At 68.8% G+C, this 14,870-nt stretch carries 12 protein-coding genes, 1 tRNA gene, 1 other RNA gene and 1 pseudogene; 9 read left to right on the top strand and 6 right to left on the bottom strand.

The features are described from left to right. Positions 1–24: 24 nt before the first annotated feature. Positions 25–1,164, top strand: a complete 1,140-nt coding sequence (locus tag NVV57_06580) for a peptidoglycan-binding protein (GenBank protein ID MCR6712368.1) — start codon at positions 25–27, stop codon at positions 1,162–1,164. Here NVV57_06580 and NVV57_06575 read toward each other — a convergent pair. Then, positions 1,150–1,863, bottom strand: a complete 714-nt coding sequence (locus tag NVV57_06575; GenBank protein ID MCR6712367.1) for a LytR C-terminal domain-containing protein — start codon at positions 1,861–1,863, stop codon at positions 1,150–1,152. The two genes, NVV57_06580 and NVV57_06575, sit on opposite strands and share 15 nt — an antisense overlap. Before the next feature lie 131 nt (positions 1,864–1,994). Here NVV57_06575 and NVV57_06570 point away from each other — a divergent pair. The 4 genes and pseudogenes from NVV57_06570 (at position 1,995) to recR (ending at position 4,637) form a co-directional block, all read left to right on the top strand. Continuing rightward, positions 1,995–2,082, top strand: a tRNA-Ser gene (locus NVV57_06570). A 12-nt stretch (positions 2,083–2,094) separates the two neighbouring features. Beyond that, positions 2,095–2,191: signal recognition particle sRNA small type (gene ffs / locus NVV57_06565), an RNA gene on the top strand. 57 nt (positions 2,192–2,248) lie between these two features. After that, a pseudogene (locus NVV57_06560) lies at positions 2,249–3,736 on the top strand (DNA polymerase III subunit gamma and tau). Positions 3,737–4,040: 304 nt separating this feature from the next. Then, on the top strand, positions 4,041–4,637 hold the full coding sequence (gene recR, locus NVV57_06555; GenBank protein MCR6712366.1) for a recombination mediator RecR: 597 nt from the start codon (positions 4,041–4,043) through the stop codon (positions 4,635–4,637). Positions 4,638–4,643: 6 nt separating this feature from the next. Here recR and NVV57_06550 read toward each other — a convergent pair whose 3' ends face one another. Genes NVV57_06550 through NVV57_06535 form a run of 4 tightly spaced genes read right to left on the bottom strand, consistent with a single transcriptional unit; the run spans position 4,644 to position 8,870 of the window. Next, entirely contained in the window at positions 4,644–5,795 is a 1,152-nt protein-coding gene (locus NVV57_06550) for an ABC transporter permease (GenBank protein MCR6712365.1), read from the bottom strand. Further along, positions 5,792–6,733 (bottom strand): ABC transporter ATP-binding protein, encoded by a 942-nt coding sequence (locus tag NVV57_06545; protein MCR6712364.1) that lies wholly within the window; start codon positions 6,731–6,733, stop codon positions 5,792–5,794. The genes NVV57_06550 and NVV57_06545 overlap by 4 nt, the downstream gene beginning before the upstream one ends. Positions 6,734–6,771: 38 nt before the next feature. Beyond that, the gene (locus tag NVV57_06540; protein ID MCR6712363.1) at positions 6,772–7,944 is read right to left on the bottom strand and encodes an ABC transporter permease; all 1,173 of its coding nucleotides are present in this window, start codon (positions 7,942–7,944) and stop codon (positions 6,772–6,774) included. Continuing rightward, on the bottom strand, positions 7,941–8,870 hold the full coding sequence (locus NVV57_06535; protein MCR6712362.1) for an ABC transporter ATP-binding protein: 930 nt from the start codon (positions 8,868–8,870) through the stop codon (positions 7,941–7,943). Before NVV57_06535 ends, NVV57_06540 begins: the two co-directional genes overlap by 4 nt. Positions 8,871–9,001: 131 nt before the next feature. Here NVV57_06535 and NVV57_06530 point away from each other — a divergent pair, with 131 nt between their 5' ends. Continuing rightward, positions 9,002–9,577, top strand: a complete 576-nt coding sequence (locus NVV57_06530) for a TetR/AcrR family transcriptional regulator (protein MCR6712361.1) — start codon at positions 9,002–9,004, stop codon at positions 9,575–9,577. Here the strand turns inward: NVV57_06530 and NVV57_06525 are convergent. Then, positions 9,462–11,033, bottom strand: a complete 1,572-nt coding sequence (locus NVV57_06525; GenBank protein ID MCR6712360.1) for a carboxylesterase family protein — start codon at positions 11,031–11,033, stop codon at positions 9,462–9,464. The two genes, NVV57_06530 and NVV57_06525, sit on opposite strands and share 116 nt — an antisense overlap. Positions 11,034–11,140: 107 nt before the next feature. On the opposite strand from NVV57_06525, the gene NVV57_06520 reads away from it, so the two are divergent. The 3 genes from NVV57_06520 to NVV57_06510 all read left to right on the top strand — a co-directional run bounded on the left by NVV57_06520 (position 11,141) and on the right by NVV57_06510 (position 14,806). Next, positions 11,141–12,412 carry an aspartate kinase gene (locus tag NVV57_06520; GenBank protein ID MCR6712359.1) on the top strand — a complete coding sequence of 424 codons (1,272 nt, stop codon included), beginning with the start codon at positions 11,141–11,143 and terminating at the stop codon, positions 12,410–12,412. Further along, the gene (locus tag NVV57_06515) at positions 12,409–13,431 is read left to right on the top strand and encodes an aspartate-semialdehyde dehydrogenase (protein ID MCR6712358.1); all 1,023 of its coding nucleotides are present in this window, start codon (positions 12,409–12,411) and stop codon (positions 13,429–13,431) included. The genes NVV57_06520 and NVV57_06515 overlap by 4 nt, the downstream gene beginning before the upstream one ends. Before the next feature lie 280 nt (positions 13,432–13,711). Next, positions 13,712–14,806, top strand: a complete 1,095-nt coding sequence (locus NVV57_06510; protein ID MCR6712357.1) for a substrate-binding domain-containing protein — start codon at positions 13,712–13,714, stop codon at positions 14,804–14,806. Positions 14,807–14,870 lie beyond the last annotated feature (64 nt).

The raw sequence follows: 14,870 nt of genomic DNA, 5'->3' as shown, positions 1-14,870 counted from the left end.
GGGCGCGCGGGCCATGATGACCGCATGAGCACACGCCGCCGCATGACCGCATTGGCCGCCACCGCCATCGCCGCCCTCGCCCTCACCGCATGCAGCGACAACCTCACGGACGTTGAGCGCGCGCAGGCGCAGGTCACGGCGAAGCAGAGCGCGGTCGACGAGGCCCAGACGGCCTTCGATGACGCCTCCAAGGCCTTCTGCGCCGCGAGCGCCGACTACATCACCGCCCTCGACGCCTACGGCGACGTCCTCACCGACACGGCCCCAACCGTCGGCGACGTGCGCAATGCCGGCAGCGACCTTGCGGCGCCCAAGGACGAGACCATCGAGGCCGCGCAGAAGGCCGCGAAGGCCCAGGGTGACCTGGTGACCGCGCGGCAGGAACTGGCCGACGCCGAGGTCGCCTTGGCCGCGGCAGAGGCGGGCCCCTCTGGCACCCCGAGCATCACGGCGAGCACGGTCGCAAACCCGGGCCCACTAGCGCCCGAGGCGAGCGTTGACCGCGTCAAGCAGGCCGAACAGGAGTTCGCCGACGCCCAGGAGGGCATCACCGACGACACCCCGTTGCGCGAGGCACGGGAGCCGTTCCACAGCGCGGCGGTGGCGCTCGAGCTGTCGTGGATGAGGCTGTTCATCGACACGGGCTGCGCCACAGACGAGCAGGTCAAGAACGCGAACGCCGCGGTCACCGAGTACACGAAGGCCCTGCAGAAGGACCTCAAGGCGCTCGAGTACTACAAGGGCGACATCGACGGCATCTACGGCCCCCAGACCACCCAGGCCGTGAGCGACCTGCAGAAGGACGCCGGGCTCGAGCAGACGGGTGCCATGAACATGGCGACTGCTCAGGCACTGCGCGACGAGATGATCAAGCACGACCTGAGCAGCGCGACCGACGAGATCGCGTCGACCGCCGTGCTCCAGCAGCTGTTGGCGATCCTCGGCTACTGGGACGAGCCCGTTGACGGCATCTGGACAGAGGAGCTCACTGCGGCCCTGAAGGAGTTCCAGAAGGACCTCGGCGTAGACCCCACCGGCGAGGTGGACTCGGCGACCATCTCCGCGTTCCGGAAGGCCGTCGAGGACGCGAAGGCGTCGCTGCAGCCAGAGCCAGAGCCGACGGACGAGCCGAGCGCAGAGCCGTCGGCCTCAGCGTCGGCCTGACGGCTGCCCTGAGTCAGTCGCTAGGCGAGGGCGACGGCGTGGGCGTCGGCGTCGTCTTGGGAGCGAGCGGGTCCTTGGGGTAGTTGTGCGGGGCGGCTCGGGCTCCACCTGGCTCACGGGCACGCAAGGGGCGTTCGCCGTGAGCGGGGTGTCCGGGTTCAGTTGCGGGTCCAGCGGGCTGACCGTTCCCTTGAACTGGTCACCCAAGACCACATCAACGGTGGCGTTGGTGCGCGTGTCGAGCACCAGCTCGGCCTCGGTGAACTGCAGTGCGAGCGTGTACGCCTTCTGCACGCCCGTCTCGCCGAACATGATGCGCGCCACCTTGTCATAGGTGCGCGACCAGTTGGTGGCGCCGAGGCCGACGAAGCCGCGGCCCTCGAGGTCCTCAAGGGTGTTGCCCGCGAGCCCAGGCGTGTCGGTCCCGTTGAACACGCGAACGGCGACCTGATTCGGCTCAAGGGGCATGGACCCGGGTGGCGGGCAGACGAGGTTCACGGTCGAGGAGTACCCCGCCTCAGGGGTCACGAAGCTCTCGTTGAAGGGGCCCTTGATGGTGCCCTTGTAGACGCCCATGGAGATGAAGACGACGGCGGCCATCGCGATCAGAATGATGCCGAACACGAGCACCTGGCGCTCGCGGCGGTGGCGGCGCACGGCCTTGCGTCGGGTGCCCTGCGGCGTGCCTGCTGCGGTCACGTGCACCCCCTCTCGGAGCGTCGTCCTTGCCGGAAATCGTTGTGTAGTCTAACCCGGCCGCCCGTGGGCCTCCTGCGGGTCTCGCGCGCCGTGCCGCCTCCGGTAACATAGATGGGTTCGCTCGCGAACAAGGTGACGTACTCAAGTGGCCGAAGAGGCACGCTTGGAAAGCGTGTGTTGTGCAAGCAACCGTGGGTTCGAATCCCACCGTCACCGCCAGCTAGACTTGATGCCGACCCTCCACGTGGCGTTATCTCGCCCAACTCCCCCAGGTCAGGAATGAAGCAAGGGTAAGCGGGCTCTGACGGGTGCGTGGAGGGTCCTTTCATGCCCGACGCTGTGGACGGGCGGGCGGCCTGTCTCACCTCCCGACTAGGCTCACCTCGTGACCACTGCCCTCTACCGCCGCTACCGGCCGGACACGTTCGCCGACGTCGTGGGCCAGGAGCACGTGACGGTGCCCCTCATGCAGGCGCTTCGCGCGGACAAGGTCAATCACGCCTACCTCTTCTCCGGCCCGCGCGGGTGCGGCAAGACGACCTCGGCGCGCATCCTCGCGCGCTGCCTCAACTGCGCGCAGGGGCCCACCGACACCCCTTGCGGCGAGTGCGACTCGTGCCTCGAGCTGTCGCGCGGCGGGACCGGCTCTGTTGACGTGGTCGAGATCGACGCGGCCTCGCACAACGGCGTAGACGACGCCCGCGAACTTCGGGAGCGGGCGGCCTTCGCCCCCGCTCGCGATCGCTTCAAGATCTTCATCCTCGACGAGGCCCACATGGTCACCACCCAGGGCTTCAACGCGCTGCTCAAGCTCGTCGAGGAACCACCGCCGCACGTGCGCTTCATCTTCGCCACCACGGAGCCTGAGAAGGTCATCGGCACCATCAGGTCCCGCACGCACCACTACCCATTCCGCCTGGTGCCTCCGCCGGTTCTCACCGAGTACCTGCAGAAGCTGTGCGACGCCGAAGGCGTCAAGGTCGCGAGCGGAGTGCTGCCACTCGTCGTGCGGGCGGGAGGCGGCTCGGTCCGCGACTCCCTCTCCGTTCTCGACCAGCTCATGGCCGGATCGGGCAAGGACGGTGTCACGTACGAGGGCGCGATCGCGCTTCTCGGCTTCACGGACGCCACCATGCTGGACGACGCTATCGACGCGATCGCGGCCGCCGATGGGGCCTCACTGTTCGGCGTGGTGTCGCGCGTCATCGCCACGGGCCACGAGCCGCGGCGATTCGTCGAGGACCTCCTCGAGCGGCTGCGCGACCTCCTCGTGCTTGCCGCGTCGGGCGAATCCGGCGCCAAGGCGCTCGGCGCGCTCCCCGAGGACCAGCTGGCCCGCATGAGGGAGCAGGCACGGGTGCTGGGGCTCGCGCGTGCGTCCCGAGCGGCGGACCTCGTCAACGACGCCCTCACGTCGATGGTTGGGGCTGCGGCGCCCCGGCTCCACCTCGAGCTGCTGTGTGCGCGCCTCATAGCCGCCGACGTCGGTCATCCAGCGCCCGCGTCGGGTCATCCTGCGCCGAAGGTCGCAGTACCTCCCGCGCCGGAGCGGGCACCCGTCACGGAGGCGGTCCCCGTGGCAGAGGCACCGGTGCCGCCGGCACCCGCCCCAACCGGCGCCGTCGCGAGCGGGTCCGAGGATGCGGAGCTGATCCGTCGCCGCTGGCAAGAGGTGCTCGGCACCCTCGAGCGTCACCGGGTCACGTGGGCCATGGTGAGCCAGAGCGCGATCGTGACGAGCGTCGACGGCGGTGTGCTGCGGCTCACCTTCGACAATGCGCCACTCGCCGGTCGCTTCGCCGCGGGCGACCACTCGGAGAACGTCGCGCTCGCGGTGCGGGAGACGCTGGGACTCCACGTCCGCGTCGAAGCCGCCACTGGCCCGGCCGCAGCGGAGCCCGCACACACGGTCTCAGCTGGCGTCGCCACGGCCACCGGCATGACACCCGTGGTGACGGCAGCCGCTAAGCCCGCCGCAGCGTCGGGCCGTACGCGGCCGGCCGCAGAACCGCCGCCGCCAGAGGAGCCGGAGCCCTACGACGAGATCAGCGATGACGACGCGACCGATGCCCAGGGACAGCTCACGGGTGCAGAGGCCGTGGCCAAACTGCTGGGCGGCACGGTTGTCGAGTCCTGACTCGCCGAGAACAGACGCGGCGGCACTTAGGCTGTGACCCATGTATGACGGCGCGGTGCAGGACCTCATCGACGAGTTGGGGCGACTGCCAGGGGTGGGGCCCAAGAGCGCGCAGCGCATCGCGTTCCATCTGCTCGGGACGGACGGCGCAGACGTGCAGCGCCTCGCCGACGCCATCACCACCGTCAAGGAGAAGGTGCGCTTCTGCGACACGTGCGGCAACGTCGCGGAGTCCGAGCAGTGCCGCATCTGCGCCGATCCTCGCCGCGACCAGACCGTGCTGTGCGTGGTCGAGGAGCCCAAGGACGTGGTCGCGATCGAGCGCACGCGCGAGTTCCGCGGGCGCTATCACGTGCTCGGCGGCGCGATCGATCCCATGAACGGGGTGGGACCGGAGGAGCTGCGGATCCGCCAGCTGCTGACTCGGCTCGGCGACGGCGAGGTCCAAGAGGTCATCATCGCCACCGACCCCAACATCGAGGGCGAGGCCACGGCCACCTACCTCACCCGCATGCTCATTCCGATTGGGGTCACCGTGTCGCGGCTCGCGTCCGGCCTGCCCGTTGGCGGCGACCTCGAGTACGCAGACGAAGTGACGCTCGGCCGCGCCTTCGAGGGGCGCAGGACGGTCAGCTAGCCGACGCTACGCGACCCGAGTTCCCGTGGCGAGTTTGCCGTGGGGCACGTCGACCCGCCTCACGGCGAGCCACACGGCGCCAGCCGCGAGCAGCCCGTGGAACGCAAGACCGAATGGCCACAGGGGGCCGAGCGCCTCGAGTTCGTTGAGTCGCTTGACTTCGTCCGGCAGAAGCGCGCTGTTGTCGCCCACGTAGCACCAGTTCTCAACCGTCCGGGGTCCGAGCCGAGCCTCCCGCACCGCGTACTTGATGCTCCCGAGCATGGTCTGGCTGTTCACGCCGCTATAGCCGTAGTCGGGCTCCGCGAGGTCGTCGTTGCTCGGCGCGGCGTCGGCGACGATGACGAAGGGGTTCATCGCGAGGAGCCACCAGGTGCGCTCGGTGTGCGCCTGGTCCCACGTCTCCTCCCGGAACTCGCACTCGGTCGCATAGCCGGTGACGTCGTCGTAGGTGACTGCGTCGTATACGCGGATCGTTGTCGGCTGGCTCACGAGGGGATAGGTGAGCCCAAAGAGGATCAGCGAGATGACCGTGAGGAAGGCAACGGTCACGTACGTGAGCACCGCCGAGGCGGGCGTCCGCGCTGTGACTGCGGACCAGCCAAGCCCTATCGCGCACACGACGAGCAACTCGATCGCGAGCACGATCACGGTGGTCAGCACGGCGAGCGGCGGCGCAGCCGAGAGCACGAACGAGAAGATGATGAACGGCAGCGAAACCACCAGGAACGCGAGCGAAGCGACCCACGCGCCGATGAGCTTGCCGATGACGATGTCGATCGAGCTCAACGCGGTCGCCTGCAGCGGGGCAAGCGTGCCCTCCTTGCTGTCCCCGTTGATGGCGGTGGCGCTCAGGGTTGGCGACACCAGCAGTCCTAGGCCGAGCACAAAGAACACGACCACGCCAAACAGCACGTCGTAGTCATCCGCGCCGCCGCCGTCGCTGCCCACCCCAAAGAGCATGTTCATGGCGCCGCTCAGCAGCAGCGTCACCACACCGACGAGGGCCACGAACGCGGCGAGCGCCCACTTCCACTTGGTGGAGCGGACGCGCTGCTTGAGTTCGAGGCCCGTGATGAGGCGCACTCCGTGCCACGAAAGCCGCCACGTGCCGCGCCCGGCCTTGGGCTCGGCCAGAGGGGCGAGGGTGTCCGTCATCGTCGCTCCTCCTCCATCGTGAGATACACCTGTTCGAGCGCACTGCCCACAGGGCCGAATGCGCTCACGCGAGCGCCGGATCCAACCAGCGCGGCGAGCAGGTCCGCGGCGTCGTCCTCGTCCGTGACCTGCACGAGCGCCTGCGTCACATCGCCCTGAACCGCAGGCGACCAGTCCCGCGCCGACTCGGAGAGCGCGGCATGCAGGTCCGTGCCCGGCCTGCCGACCACCCGCCACCGCTGCCGCGCGGCGGCCACCAGGGCGTCGGCGCTGTCGCCGAGCGTCACCCCCTTGGACATGAAGACGGCGTCGTCGACCATCTCGTCGAGCTCGCTCAGCACGTGTGAGGAGATCAGCACCGCCGTTCCCTCGGCGGCAAGTTCCCGCACCAGTTCTCGCAGCTCCACCCGCGACCGCGGGTCAAGGCCCGACGCTGGCTCGTCGAGGATGAGGACGCTCGGCTGGTGCACAAGGGCCCTGGCGAGAGACAGCCGCTGCTTCTGGCCGCGGCTCAGGACCCGCGCGGGCTGAGCCGCGAGGTCGGCCAGGTGCACCCGCTCGAGGAGCCCGAACGCGCGATCGCGAGCCTCCGCCTGCGGCACGCCGTAGGCGCGCCCAAAGGTCGTGAGGGTCTCGACGCAGGTCAGCGAGTCCCAGGTGCCCAGCACGTCGGGCATCCACCCCACGTGCGAGCGGGCGGCCGGGCCGTCGGTCAGCGGGTCCTTGCCCGCAACACGGATGCTGCCCGCGTCGGGCCTGAGGAGGCCGGCGAGCATGAGCATGAGAGTGGTCTTGCCGCACCCGTTGGGCCCGATGAGCGCCGTGACGACGCCCGGCTCAACGGTGAGCGATGCGTTGATGACGGCCTGCACCGATCCGAAGGCGCGGCGAACCCCGCTTGCCTCGAGCGCCGGAGCTGATTCCCCCATGTCAGTCATAACGCTGACACTAGGGGATGCGCTGGGTTGCGCGCCGCTTATGCGACGCGCGTCCCCGCCCGCAGCTTCCGGTACGGCACTCGCAGTCGCCGGATCACGATCCACATCGAACCCACCAGCAGCGCCACGCTCACGGCCAGCCCCGGCCACGGAATGGGCGTCATGAGCGCGGTCTCCATGGACCGCTTCTGCTGCGCTGCCACTTGCGCGTCCATCGTGGCCTGCCCGTTCTCGGTGCAAGCGTCGTAGCCCTGCGGCGGCTCTGCGGGAAGTCGTGCCTCGCTCACTCCCTGGTGCACCCACGAGAAGAATCCGGGCGCCGCTCGCCCGTCGACGTCGAAGGTCTCTGGGTTGATGACGGGTGCGGACTCGACGATCAGCACGCCGGGGTTGAGCAACAGCAGCCACGCCGTCTTGTCCAGGTGGGTATAGGGGACCTCCTCCTCAATCGCTATGCACGGCAACGTGCTGTAGTCGAAGTCGGGATCGTCAGCCTGCTGGTCCGTCACCTGGCTGTAGTCAAGGTCGTGGTCCGTGATCGTGACGGTCTCGCTGACTAGCGGCGCGGTGAACGCGAAGATCAGCACCGTTCCCAGCGCGAACATGCCCGTGGTGAGGTGCGTGAGCGAGACCGAGGCCACGGCGCGGGCCGCGATCGACGACCACGCAAGGCCCATCGCCGTGAAGGCGAGCACCACCAAGAGGATCACTCCAAGCATCGACGCAAGCTCCCCCAGGTGCCAGCCGGACTTCGCGTAGGCGTACATGAGGAAGGGCGTGATCGTGACGAGCGCCGCGACACATACCGCCCACGACGCGAGGAGCTTGCCGAGAGCGAGGTCGGCGGCGCTGAGCCGCGTCATCTGCAGCGGCGCCAGCACGCCCTCGGAGGAGTCCCCGTTGATGGACGTTGCCGAGAGCGATGGGCCGATCAGCATTCCCGCGCCAAGGACCAGCACCAGCACCAGTTCCAGCGGGGCCGCGTCAAGCTTGGTCGTGGAGCTGACTGCTACGAGGATCCCTAGGCCAAGGATCGCCAGGATCGTGAGCCCGTAGACGATGTAGCCCTTTGTGCTTGGTCGCCTGCGGAGCAGCTCTATCCAGGTGGAGAGGGCAACGCCATGAAGGGTTGGGTGCCAGGGGTTGCCTTTGACGCCACTGCTGCCCGACGCTGTGGTCGCCGCAGGCGCGACGGTTTCCGTGGTGGTCATCGCCGCTCCTCGTTCATCTGCATGTAGGTCTGTTCAAGGGCCGAGCCCGCCGGCCCAAAGCGGTGCACGGGTACGCCCTCGCGTACGAGCGCGCCCAGCAGCTGCGCCGCCTGCAGCTCGTCCTGCACCCTGACGATGGCAGCGCCGTCTCGCATCTCCTGCGCTACGCCGAGCCCGTTGAGTGCGGCCGCGAGAGCCACGGAATCCAGCGACTCCACGCGGTAGCGCGTGCGCGCCTCCGCGACCATCGTCTCCGCCTCCGCGCCTAGCGTGGAGCCCTTTGACATGAACACCGCGCCGTCCACCATCTCGTCAAGCTCGCTGAGGACGTGGCTCGAGACCAGGATGGTCTTCCCTCCGGCCGCGAGATCCCGCACCAGCTGCCGCAGCTCCACTCTCGAGCGCGGGTCCAGTCCATTCGCCGGCTCGTCGAGCAGCAGCACTTGTGGGTCATGGATCAGCGCCCTCGCGAGCGAGAGTCGCTGCTTCTGGCCCCTCGACAGCACGCGAGTTGGCCTGTCCGCGAATTCGCTCAGGTGAACCAGGTGCAGCAGCCCAAGCCCACGCTGGCGGGCATACTCCTTCTTCTCTCGGTAGGACCTCCCCATGAGCGTGAGCGTCTGCAGGCAGGTGAGGTTGTCCCACGAGCCCAACTGGTCCGGCATCCAGCCGATCGCGTTGCGCACCGCGGCGGCGTCCGTTCGCGGATCGCAACCGTCGACGGAGATGGCTCCCCCGTCTGGCCGCAGTAGCCCGGCGAGCATGAGCATGAGGGTGGTCTTGCCGCAGCCGTTGGGTCCGATCAAGGCGGTGACGGAGCCTTGCGGCACCGTGAGCGTGGCGTCCACCACGGCCTTGACGTCGCCAAAGCTGCGCGTGACGCCTTGGGCCACGATGGCCGGCGGAGCGAGCGTTGCTGTTGTCATGCGCCGAACATATGCGGCGGCCCGACGCCCGGGAAGGGAATCCTGCCAAGTTCAGGGACTCGCGGCGAAAGTTCAGGGAAGACCCCTAGTAGGGCCGTATAGTCAGATTACTGACTATCAGGGAGACTCCCATGCCCAGACCCGCATCCGACAAGCGCGAGCGCCTCTCCGCCGCCGCCGCTGAACTCGTGGCGACCCGTGGACTCGAGGGCGCGACCATCGCGGCGATCGCCCAGCGCGCCAAGGTCCCTGCGGGCTCAGTGTTCTACTACCTGCCCTCGAAGGACGCGATCGCGCAAGCGGCGGTTGACTCCTTCGCCGCCGCACAGGAAGCCGCGATCGCCGACTGGTCCGCGGCCGAGGAACCCCAGGCGAGGCTCGGCGCATACCTCGATGCGGCGTCGGAGAGCGCAACGGCGGTCATCGCCAACGGCAATGCCGCGAGCCTCGCGTCACTCTTGCGGTCAAGCTCGCCCGAGGCCGCGGATGCCGCTGCCGCGCTGGTCCGCGGAACGATCGACTGGGTCGCGAGCCAGTTCGAGGAGCTCGGTCACGCACCCCAGGCCGCGCAGGCACGGGCACTTCACCTGGTCACCGGAATCGAGGGCGCAGGACAGCTCGCACATGCGCTGGCCGACCCCACCCCGCTAGAGCGCGAGGCCGCTCACTTGTCGAGGTGGGTCGCCAACTCGCGCTCCAGCGCGTAGGCGCCGATCTCCTCGCGCCGGGACGCGTCGTCGCCGTAGACGATCGCCGAGAAGCGGTTGCGGTGATCCGCAGCGATCGCCTCGCCGCGCACCACTCCCAGCCAATCGCCGTGAACCGCGTCGGCGAGCTCCTGCGGTGGCGACTCGCCCGCGGCCTCGGCCACCCCGTCGGCCCCAAGGGCGTCAAAGCCGAACGGCACGTCGACGCAATGCGCAGCCCCGTGCACTCCTGGTGCACGCGACTCCCAGCGGAAGTCGTAGACCCACGTGGGGGCGGCGGCACCCGCTCGCAGAACCCCCAGTTCGCGACGTGGCAGCGAAAGGTCGCGTCGGTGATGAGCTGCCCGACGGCCCAGCCTTGGGGCCCTCCAGCACTGCCGACGAGACGGGTAGCGAGGTCCTTGGACAGGCCGGCGCGCTCCAGCAGTGGAGCCTGGGCCTGGCCGATGAACAGTGGTGCGAAGGGGAGTGCCTGCTCGTTGAACTCGTGGGCCGTGGAGCCCATATAGAGGGTCTTGTCACCCCCCACGCCCGCGATGAGCGCGGCGTCTACGCTCTGCGGCACCACGTCGCCGTCGACGACGGGCCCGGGGAGCATCGGGCGATACGCGCGAATCGCCAGCCGCGTCAGGAGGTCCGCGGGCGCGGGCCGGAAGTGGTCGCGAGCGTTGAAGAGAGCGAGCGGGTCCACGTCGCGCATGGCCTCGAGGTACGGCGCGGCGCCGACCGCGGCCGCGACCCTTCCCGCGGCTCGCCACGCCCTCGCGAGCGAGAGGGATGGCTCACCAGGCGAGATCGCCATCGCCGCCCGGAACAGGGGCTGCGCGTCCGGCAGCGTGAGGAGCCGCATCACGGCGGCACCCCCGGCGCTCTGGCCCGCGATCGTCACGCGGTCCGGGTCCCCGCCGAACGCCGAGATGTTGTCCCGCACCCAGGTGAGCGCCGCGATCCAGTCGAGCACCGCGCGGTTGTTGACGGCGCCGTCCACCCACCCAAAGCCCTCGAAGCCCAGGCGGTAGGACGCGGTCACGGTCACCACGCCGTCGCGCGCGAAGGCCTCGCCCACGTACCAAGGGCTCGCGGCGGAACCGGCGATGAACCCGCCGCCGTGGATCCACATCAGCACCGGCAGCTTGGCGTCCGCGGAGGGATCTGGGGTCGTGACGTTGACGCTGAGCGTGTCCACGCCGGGGATCGACGGCTCTGGGATCCGCGCCGGCTCATACGGCGAGTACAGCTGCGGCGTGGGACCGAAGGCGTGTGCCGCCCGCACCCCATCCCAAGGCTCCGCCGGGCGGGGAGCGTCGAAGCGCGCGTCGCCAACGGGAGCGGCGGCGTAGGGAATCCCGCGGAAGGTCGAGAACTCGGTGACCGTGCCGTCGGGCCACGTGTGGGCGCGCCACACGCCCTCAACATCGCCCGACGCCGTGCGAACCACGGGCGCTTGCCTCGCCATGGTTCGACGATACTGGGCAAAGTGCTCGAGCCCGTGCCCCTAGAATGACTCTCCGTGCGCACGCGCGCGCGATCCCCAATTCTCACCGTGAGGCAGCTACCACTCCCATGTCACTCGTGGTCCAGAAGTACGGCGGCTCGTCCGTCGTCGATGCCGACGCGCTCAAGCGCGTGGCTCGCCGGGTGGCCGCGACGGCACGCGCAGGCAACCAGGTGGTTGTCACGGTGTCCGCTATGGGCGACACCACGGACGAGCTGATCGACCTCGCGCACGCGGTGAACGGGACTCCGGATCCGCGCGAGATGGACCTGCTTCTCACCGCCGGCGAGCGGATCTCGATGTCGCTGCTCGCGATGGCGATTCACGCCGAGGGCATCCCCGCGCAGGCGTTCACGGGGGCCCAGGCGGGGGTCATCACCTCCGAGCACCACGGTCGCGCGCGCATCATCGACGTTGCTCCCGCCCGCCTGCAGAGGGCGCTCGAGGACGGCAAGGTGGCGATCGTCGCCGGGTTCCAGGGCATCAACCCGCTCGCGGACGACGTGACCACTCTTGGCCGCGGCGGCTCCGACACCACCGCGGTGGCGCTCGCGGCCGCGCTCAAGGCGGACGTGTGCGAGATCTACACGGACGTCGACGGCGTCTTCACGGCGGACCCGCGCATCGTGCCGACGGCCCGCAAGCTCAACCGCATCACCTACGACGAGATGCTCGACCTCGCGGCGTCCGGCGCCAAGGTCCTCATGCCGCGCTGCGTCGAGTACGCGCGCCGCTACAGCGTTCCCATTCACGTGCGTTCGTCGTTCTCGGGCCTTGAAGGCACGTGGGTGAGGGACGACACTGACCAAGGAGACACCATGGAAGAGCCGATCATCGCTGGCGTTGCCCACGACCGCTCCGAGGCCAAGATCACGGTCATTGGTCTCCCGGACGTGCCCGGCACGGCCGCGCGCCTGTTCGAGGCGGTCGCCCGCGCGGACGTCAACATCGACATGATCGTGCAGAACGTCTCCGCGGTTCAGACGGGGCTCACCGACATCTCATTCACGCTCCCCTCTACGCGCCTGGGCGACGCCCTTGCCGCCATCAAGGCCGACGCCGCAGGGATCGGCTACCAGGACGTCGTCACCGATGAACAGATCGGCAAGGTCTCGCTCATCGGCGCCGGGATGCGGTCGAATGCGGGCGTCTCCGCGACATTCTTCGCCGCGCTGCGCGACGCGGGCGTCAACATCGAGATGATCTCGACGTCCGATATCCGCATCTCCGTCGTGACCCGCGCGGAGCTCGTCGACAAGGCCGTGCGCGCGGTTCACACCGCCTTCGACCTCGACACCGCCGAGGGCGAGGCCGTTGTGTATGGAGGTTCGGGCCGATGACCACCATTGCCGTCGTTGGCGCCACCGGCCAGGTGGGCGCCGTCATGCGCGAGCTCGTCGCGGCGCGCTTCCCCTCCGCCACAGTGCGCTTCTTCGCCTCCGCTCGCTCGGCCGGCACGACGCTGCCTCACCTGGGCGCCGACGTTCCGGTTGAGGACGTGGCGACCGCGGACTTCGCCGGAATCGACGTTGCGCTGTTCAGCGCGGGTGCGGGCGCGTCTCGCGAGTTCGCTCCCCGCTTCGCGGCGGCTGGCGCCGTGGTTGTCGACAACTCGTCCGCGTGGCGCATGGATCCCGAGGTCCCGCTCATCGTCTCCGAGGTGAACCCTGGCGAGACGGCCAACGCGGTCAAGGGCATCATCGCCAACCCCAACTGCACCACGATGGCCGCGATGCCCACCTTGAAGGCGCTGCACGCGGAAGCGGGTCTGGTGCGGATCGTCGTGTCCACGTACCAGGCGGTTTCCGGTTCGGGGCTCGCGGGTGTTCGCGAGCTCGCGACCCAGCTGCGCGCGGGAGTGGCCGACGCCGAGGCCCTCGCCTACGACGGCGCCGCGGTCACGCTCCCCGAGCCTGAGATCTACGTGCAGGACATCGCGTTCAACGTGATCCCCCTCGCGGGCTCGCTCGTCGATGACGACTCGAACGAGACCGTCGAGGAGCGCAAGCTCATCGACGAGTCCCGCAAGATCTTGGGACTCCCCGAACTCCGCGTCAGCGGCACCTGCGTGCGCGTTCCCGTGTTCTCCGGACACTCGCTGTCGATCAATGCCGAGTTTGAGCGCCCCATCACGCCGGAGCGCGCCTACGAGATCCTCCGGGAGACCGACGGCGTGGTCGTCGACGAGGTGCCGTCACCGCTCAAGGCGGCGGGCACGGACCCCACGTATGTTGGCCGCATACGTCAGGACCAGTCCGTCGACGGCGGCCGCGGGCTCGCGCTCTTCGTGGTGGGAGACAACCTCCGCAAGGGGGCCGCGCTCAACGCCGTGCAGATCGCGGAACTCTTGGTCTCCTGAGCCGCCCCAGCGTCGGGCAGCTTTCCTCTCCAAGCAGGGAACGTGCGCCGCGCGCATGACCTGTGCACGGTCACAGCGACGCGCTGTCGAATCGTGCCCCGCGAATCGTTATGCGTGCTCCACCGCCGCGTTACTCAATCGTGACCGAATCCCCTCGAAAGCCGCGATTATCGCTAGTTACCGAAACCTTTCGCGTGCCTAGTCTGAAGGGCGCGTTGGTCACCGGAGACCTCGCGCGGGGACCCATCAAGGGCGCCCCTCCCAACGGAAGGGAAACGTAGTGAAGAAAATCAACATTGTGGGGCTTGCCGCGCTCGCGTCGGCCTCCGCACTGGTCATGGCTGGATGTTCGTCCGACACGGACAACACCAACACCGCAGGTCCGACGACCAGCGCCCCCGCCGGCGCGTCTGGCACGGCGTGTGTGATCCTCCCCGACGCGGCGTCCTCGCCTCGCTGGGAGAACGGTGACCGCCCCGCCCTCAACGACGCCATCACGGCGGCTGGATTCGACATCCAGATCGACAACGCACAGGGCGACACCGCCAAGTACGCGACGATCGCCGACCAGATGCTGACCAAGGGCTGCGACGTCATGCTCCTCGTCGACTACCAGGGTGCTGGTGTCACGGTGGCCCAGAAGGCCAAGGACGCGGGCATCCCCGTCATCGCCTATGACCGTCCGATCGCCGGCGCCGACTACTACGTGTCGTTCGACAACACGCAGGTTGGCGAGATGCAGGGACAGATGGTCGTCGACGGCCTCAAGGCCAACAACGTCGACCCCGCCTCTGCGGTCGTTGTGTACATCGGTGGTGACCCCACTGACGGCAACGCCAAGATGTTCCACGACGGCGCTGTGTCCGTCATGGAGGCCGCTGGCATCAAGCCCGCAGCCGAGCCCGCCGGTGTGTGGGACGGCGAGAAGTCCGCAGCGAACTTCGAGCAGGCGCTGACCTCGCTCGACGGTCACGTTGACGGCGTGTGGGCCGCCAACGACACCAACGCTGCCGGTGTCATCACGATCCTGCAGAAGAACGGTCTCGCCGGTAAGGTTCCGGTCTCCGGTCAGGACGCCTCGGTTGCCGGTCTGCAGAACGTGCTGCTCGGCTACCAGACGGGCACCGTCTACAAGCCGTACCAGCTCGAGGCGAAGGCCGCTTCCGACCTCGCCATCGCGCTCCTCAACGGCGAGCAGCCCACCGTTGACAAGAAGCTCGACGACGGCACGCCGTTCGTCGCGGTGACCCCGATCGACGTTCGCGCCGACGGTGTCCAGCAGGTCTTCGACGGTGGCGGCGCCTCGTACGACGAGGTCTGCACCGGCGACGTGAAGGCCGCCTGTGACGCAGCTGGCCTGAAGCCCGCCGCGTAAGTCACAACGCAACGCAACGAGGGGTTCCGCATCGGAAACGATGCGGAACCCCTCCCGCGTGCGC

Source organism: Demequina sp. (assembly GCA_024707205.1).
Classification (GTDB): Bacteria; Actinomycetota; Actinomycetes; order Actinomycetales; family Demequinaceae; genus Demequina.
This window is presented reverse-complemented; position numbering and strand designations above follow the sequence as displayed.

Coding starts and splice junctions, on each gene's coding strand:
- NVV57_06580 (MCR6712368.1), top strand. CDS start 25: ATGAGCACACGCCGCCGCATGACCGCATTGGCCGCCACCGCCATCGCC.
- recR (MCR6712366.1), top strand. CDS start 4,041: ATGTATGACGGCGCGGTGCAGGACCTCATCGACGAGTTGGGGCGACTG.
- NVV57_06550 (MCR6712365.1), bottom strand. CDS start 5,795: ATGACGGACACCCTCGCCCCTCTGGCCGAGCCCAAGGCCGGGCGCGGC.
- NVV57_06545 (MCR6712364.1), bottom strand. CDS start 6,733: ATGACTGACATGGGGGAATCAGCTCCGGCGCTCGAGGCAAGCGGGGTT.
- NVV57_06540 (MCR6712363.1), bottom strand. CDS start 7,944: ATGACCACCACGGAAACCGTCGCGCCTGCGGCGACCACAGCGTCGGGC.
- NVV57_06535 (MCR6712362.1), bottom strand. CDS start 8,870: ATGACAACAGCAACGCTCGCTCCGCCGGCCATCGTGGCCCAAGGCGTC.
- NVV57_06530 (MCR6712361.1), top strand. CDS start 9,002: ATGCCCAGACCCGCATCCGACAAGCGCGAGCGCCTCTCCGCCGCCGCC.
- NVV57_06525 (MCR6712360.1), bottom strand. CDS start 11,033: ATGGCGAGGCAAGCGCCCGTGGTTCGCACGGCGTCGGGCGATGTTGAG.
- NVV57_06520 (MCR6712359.1), top strand. CDS start 11,141: ATGTCACTCGTGGTCCAGAAGTACGGCGGCTCGTCCGTCGTCGATGCC.
- NVV57_06515 (MCR6712358.1), top strand. CDS start 12,409: ATGACCACCATTGCCGTCGTTGGCGCCACCGGCCAGGTGGGCGCCGTC.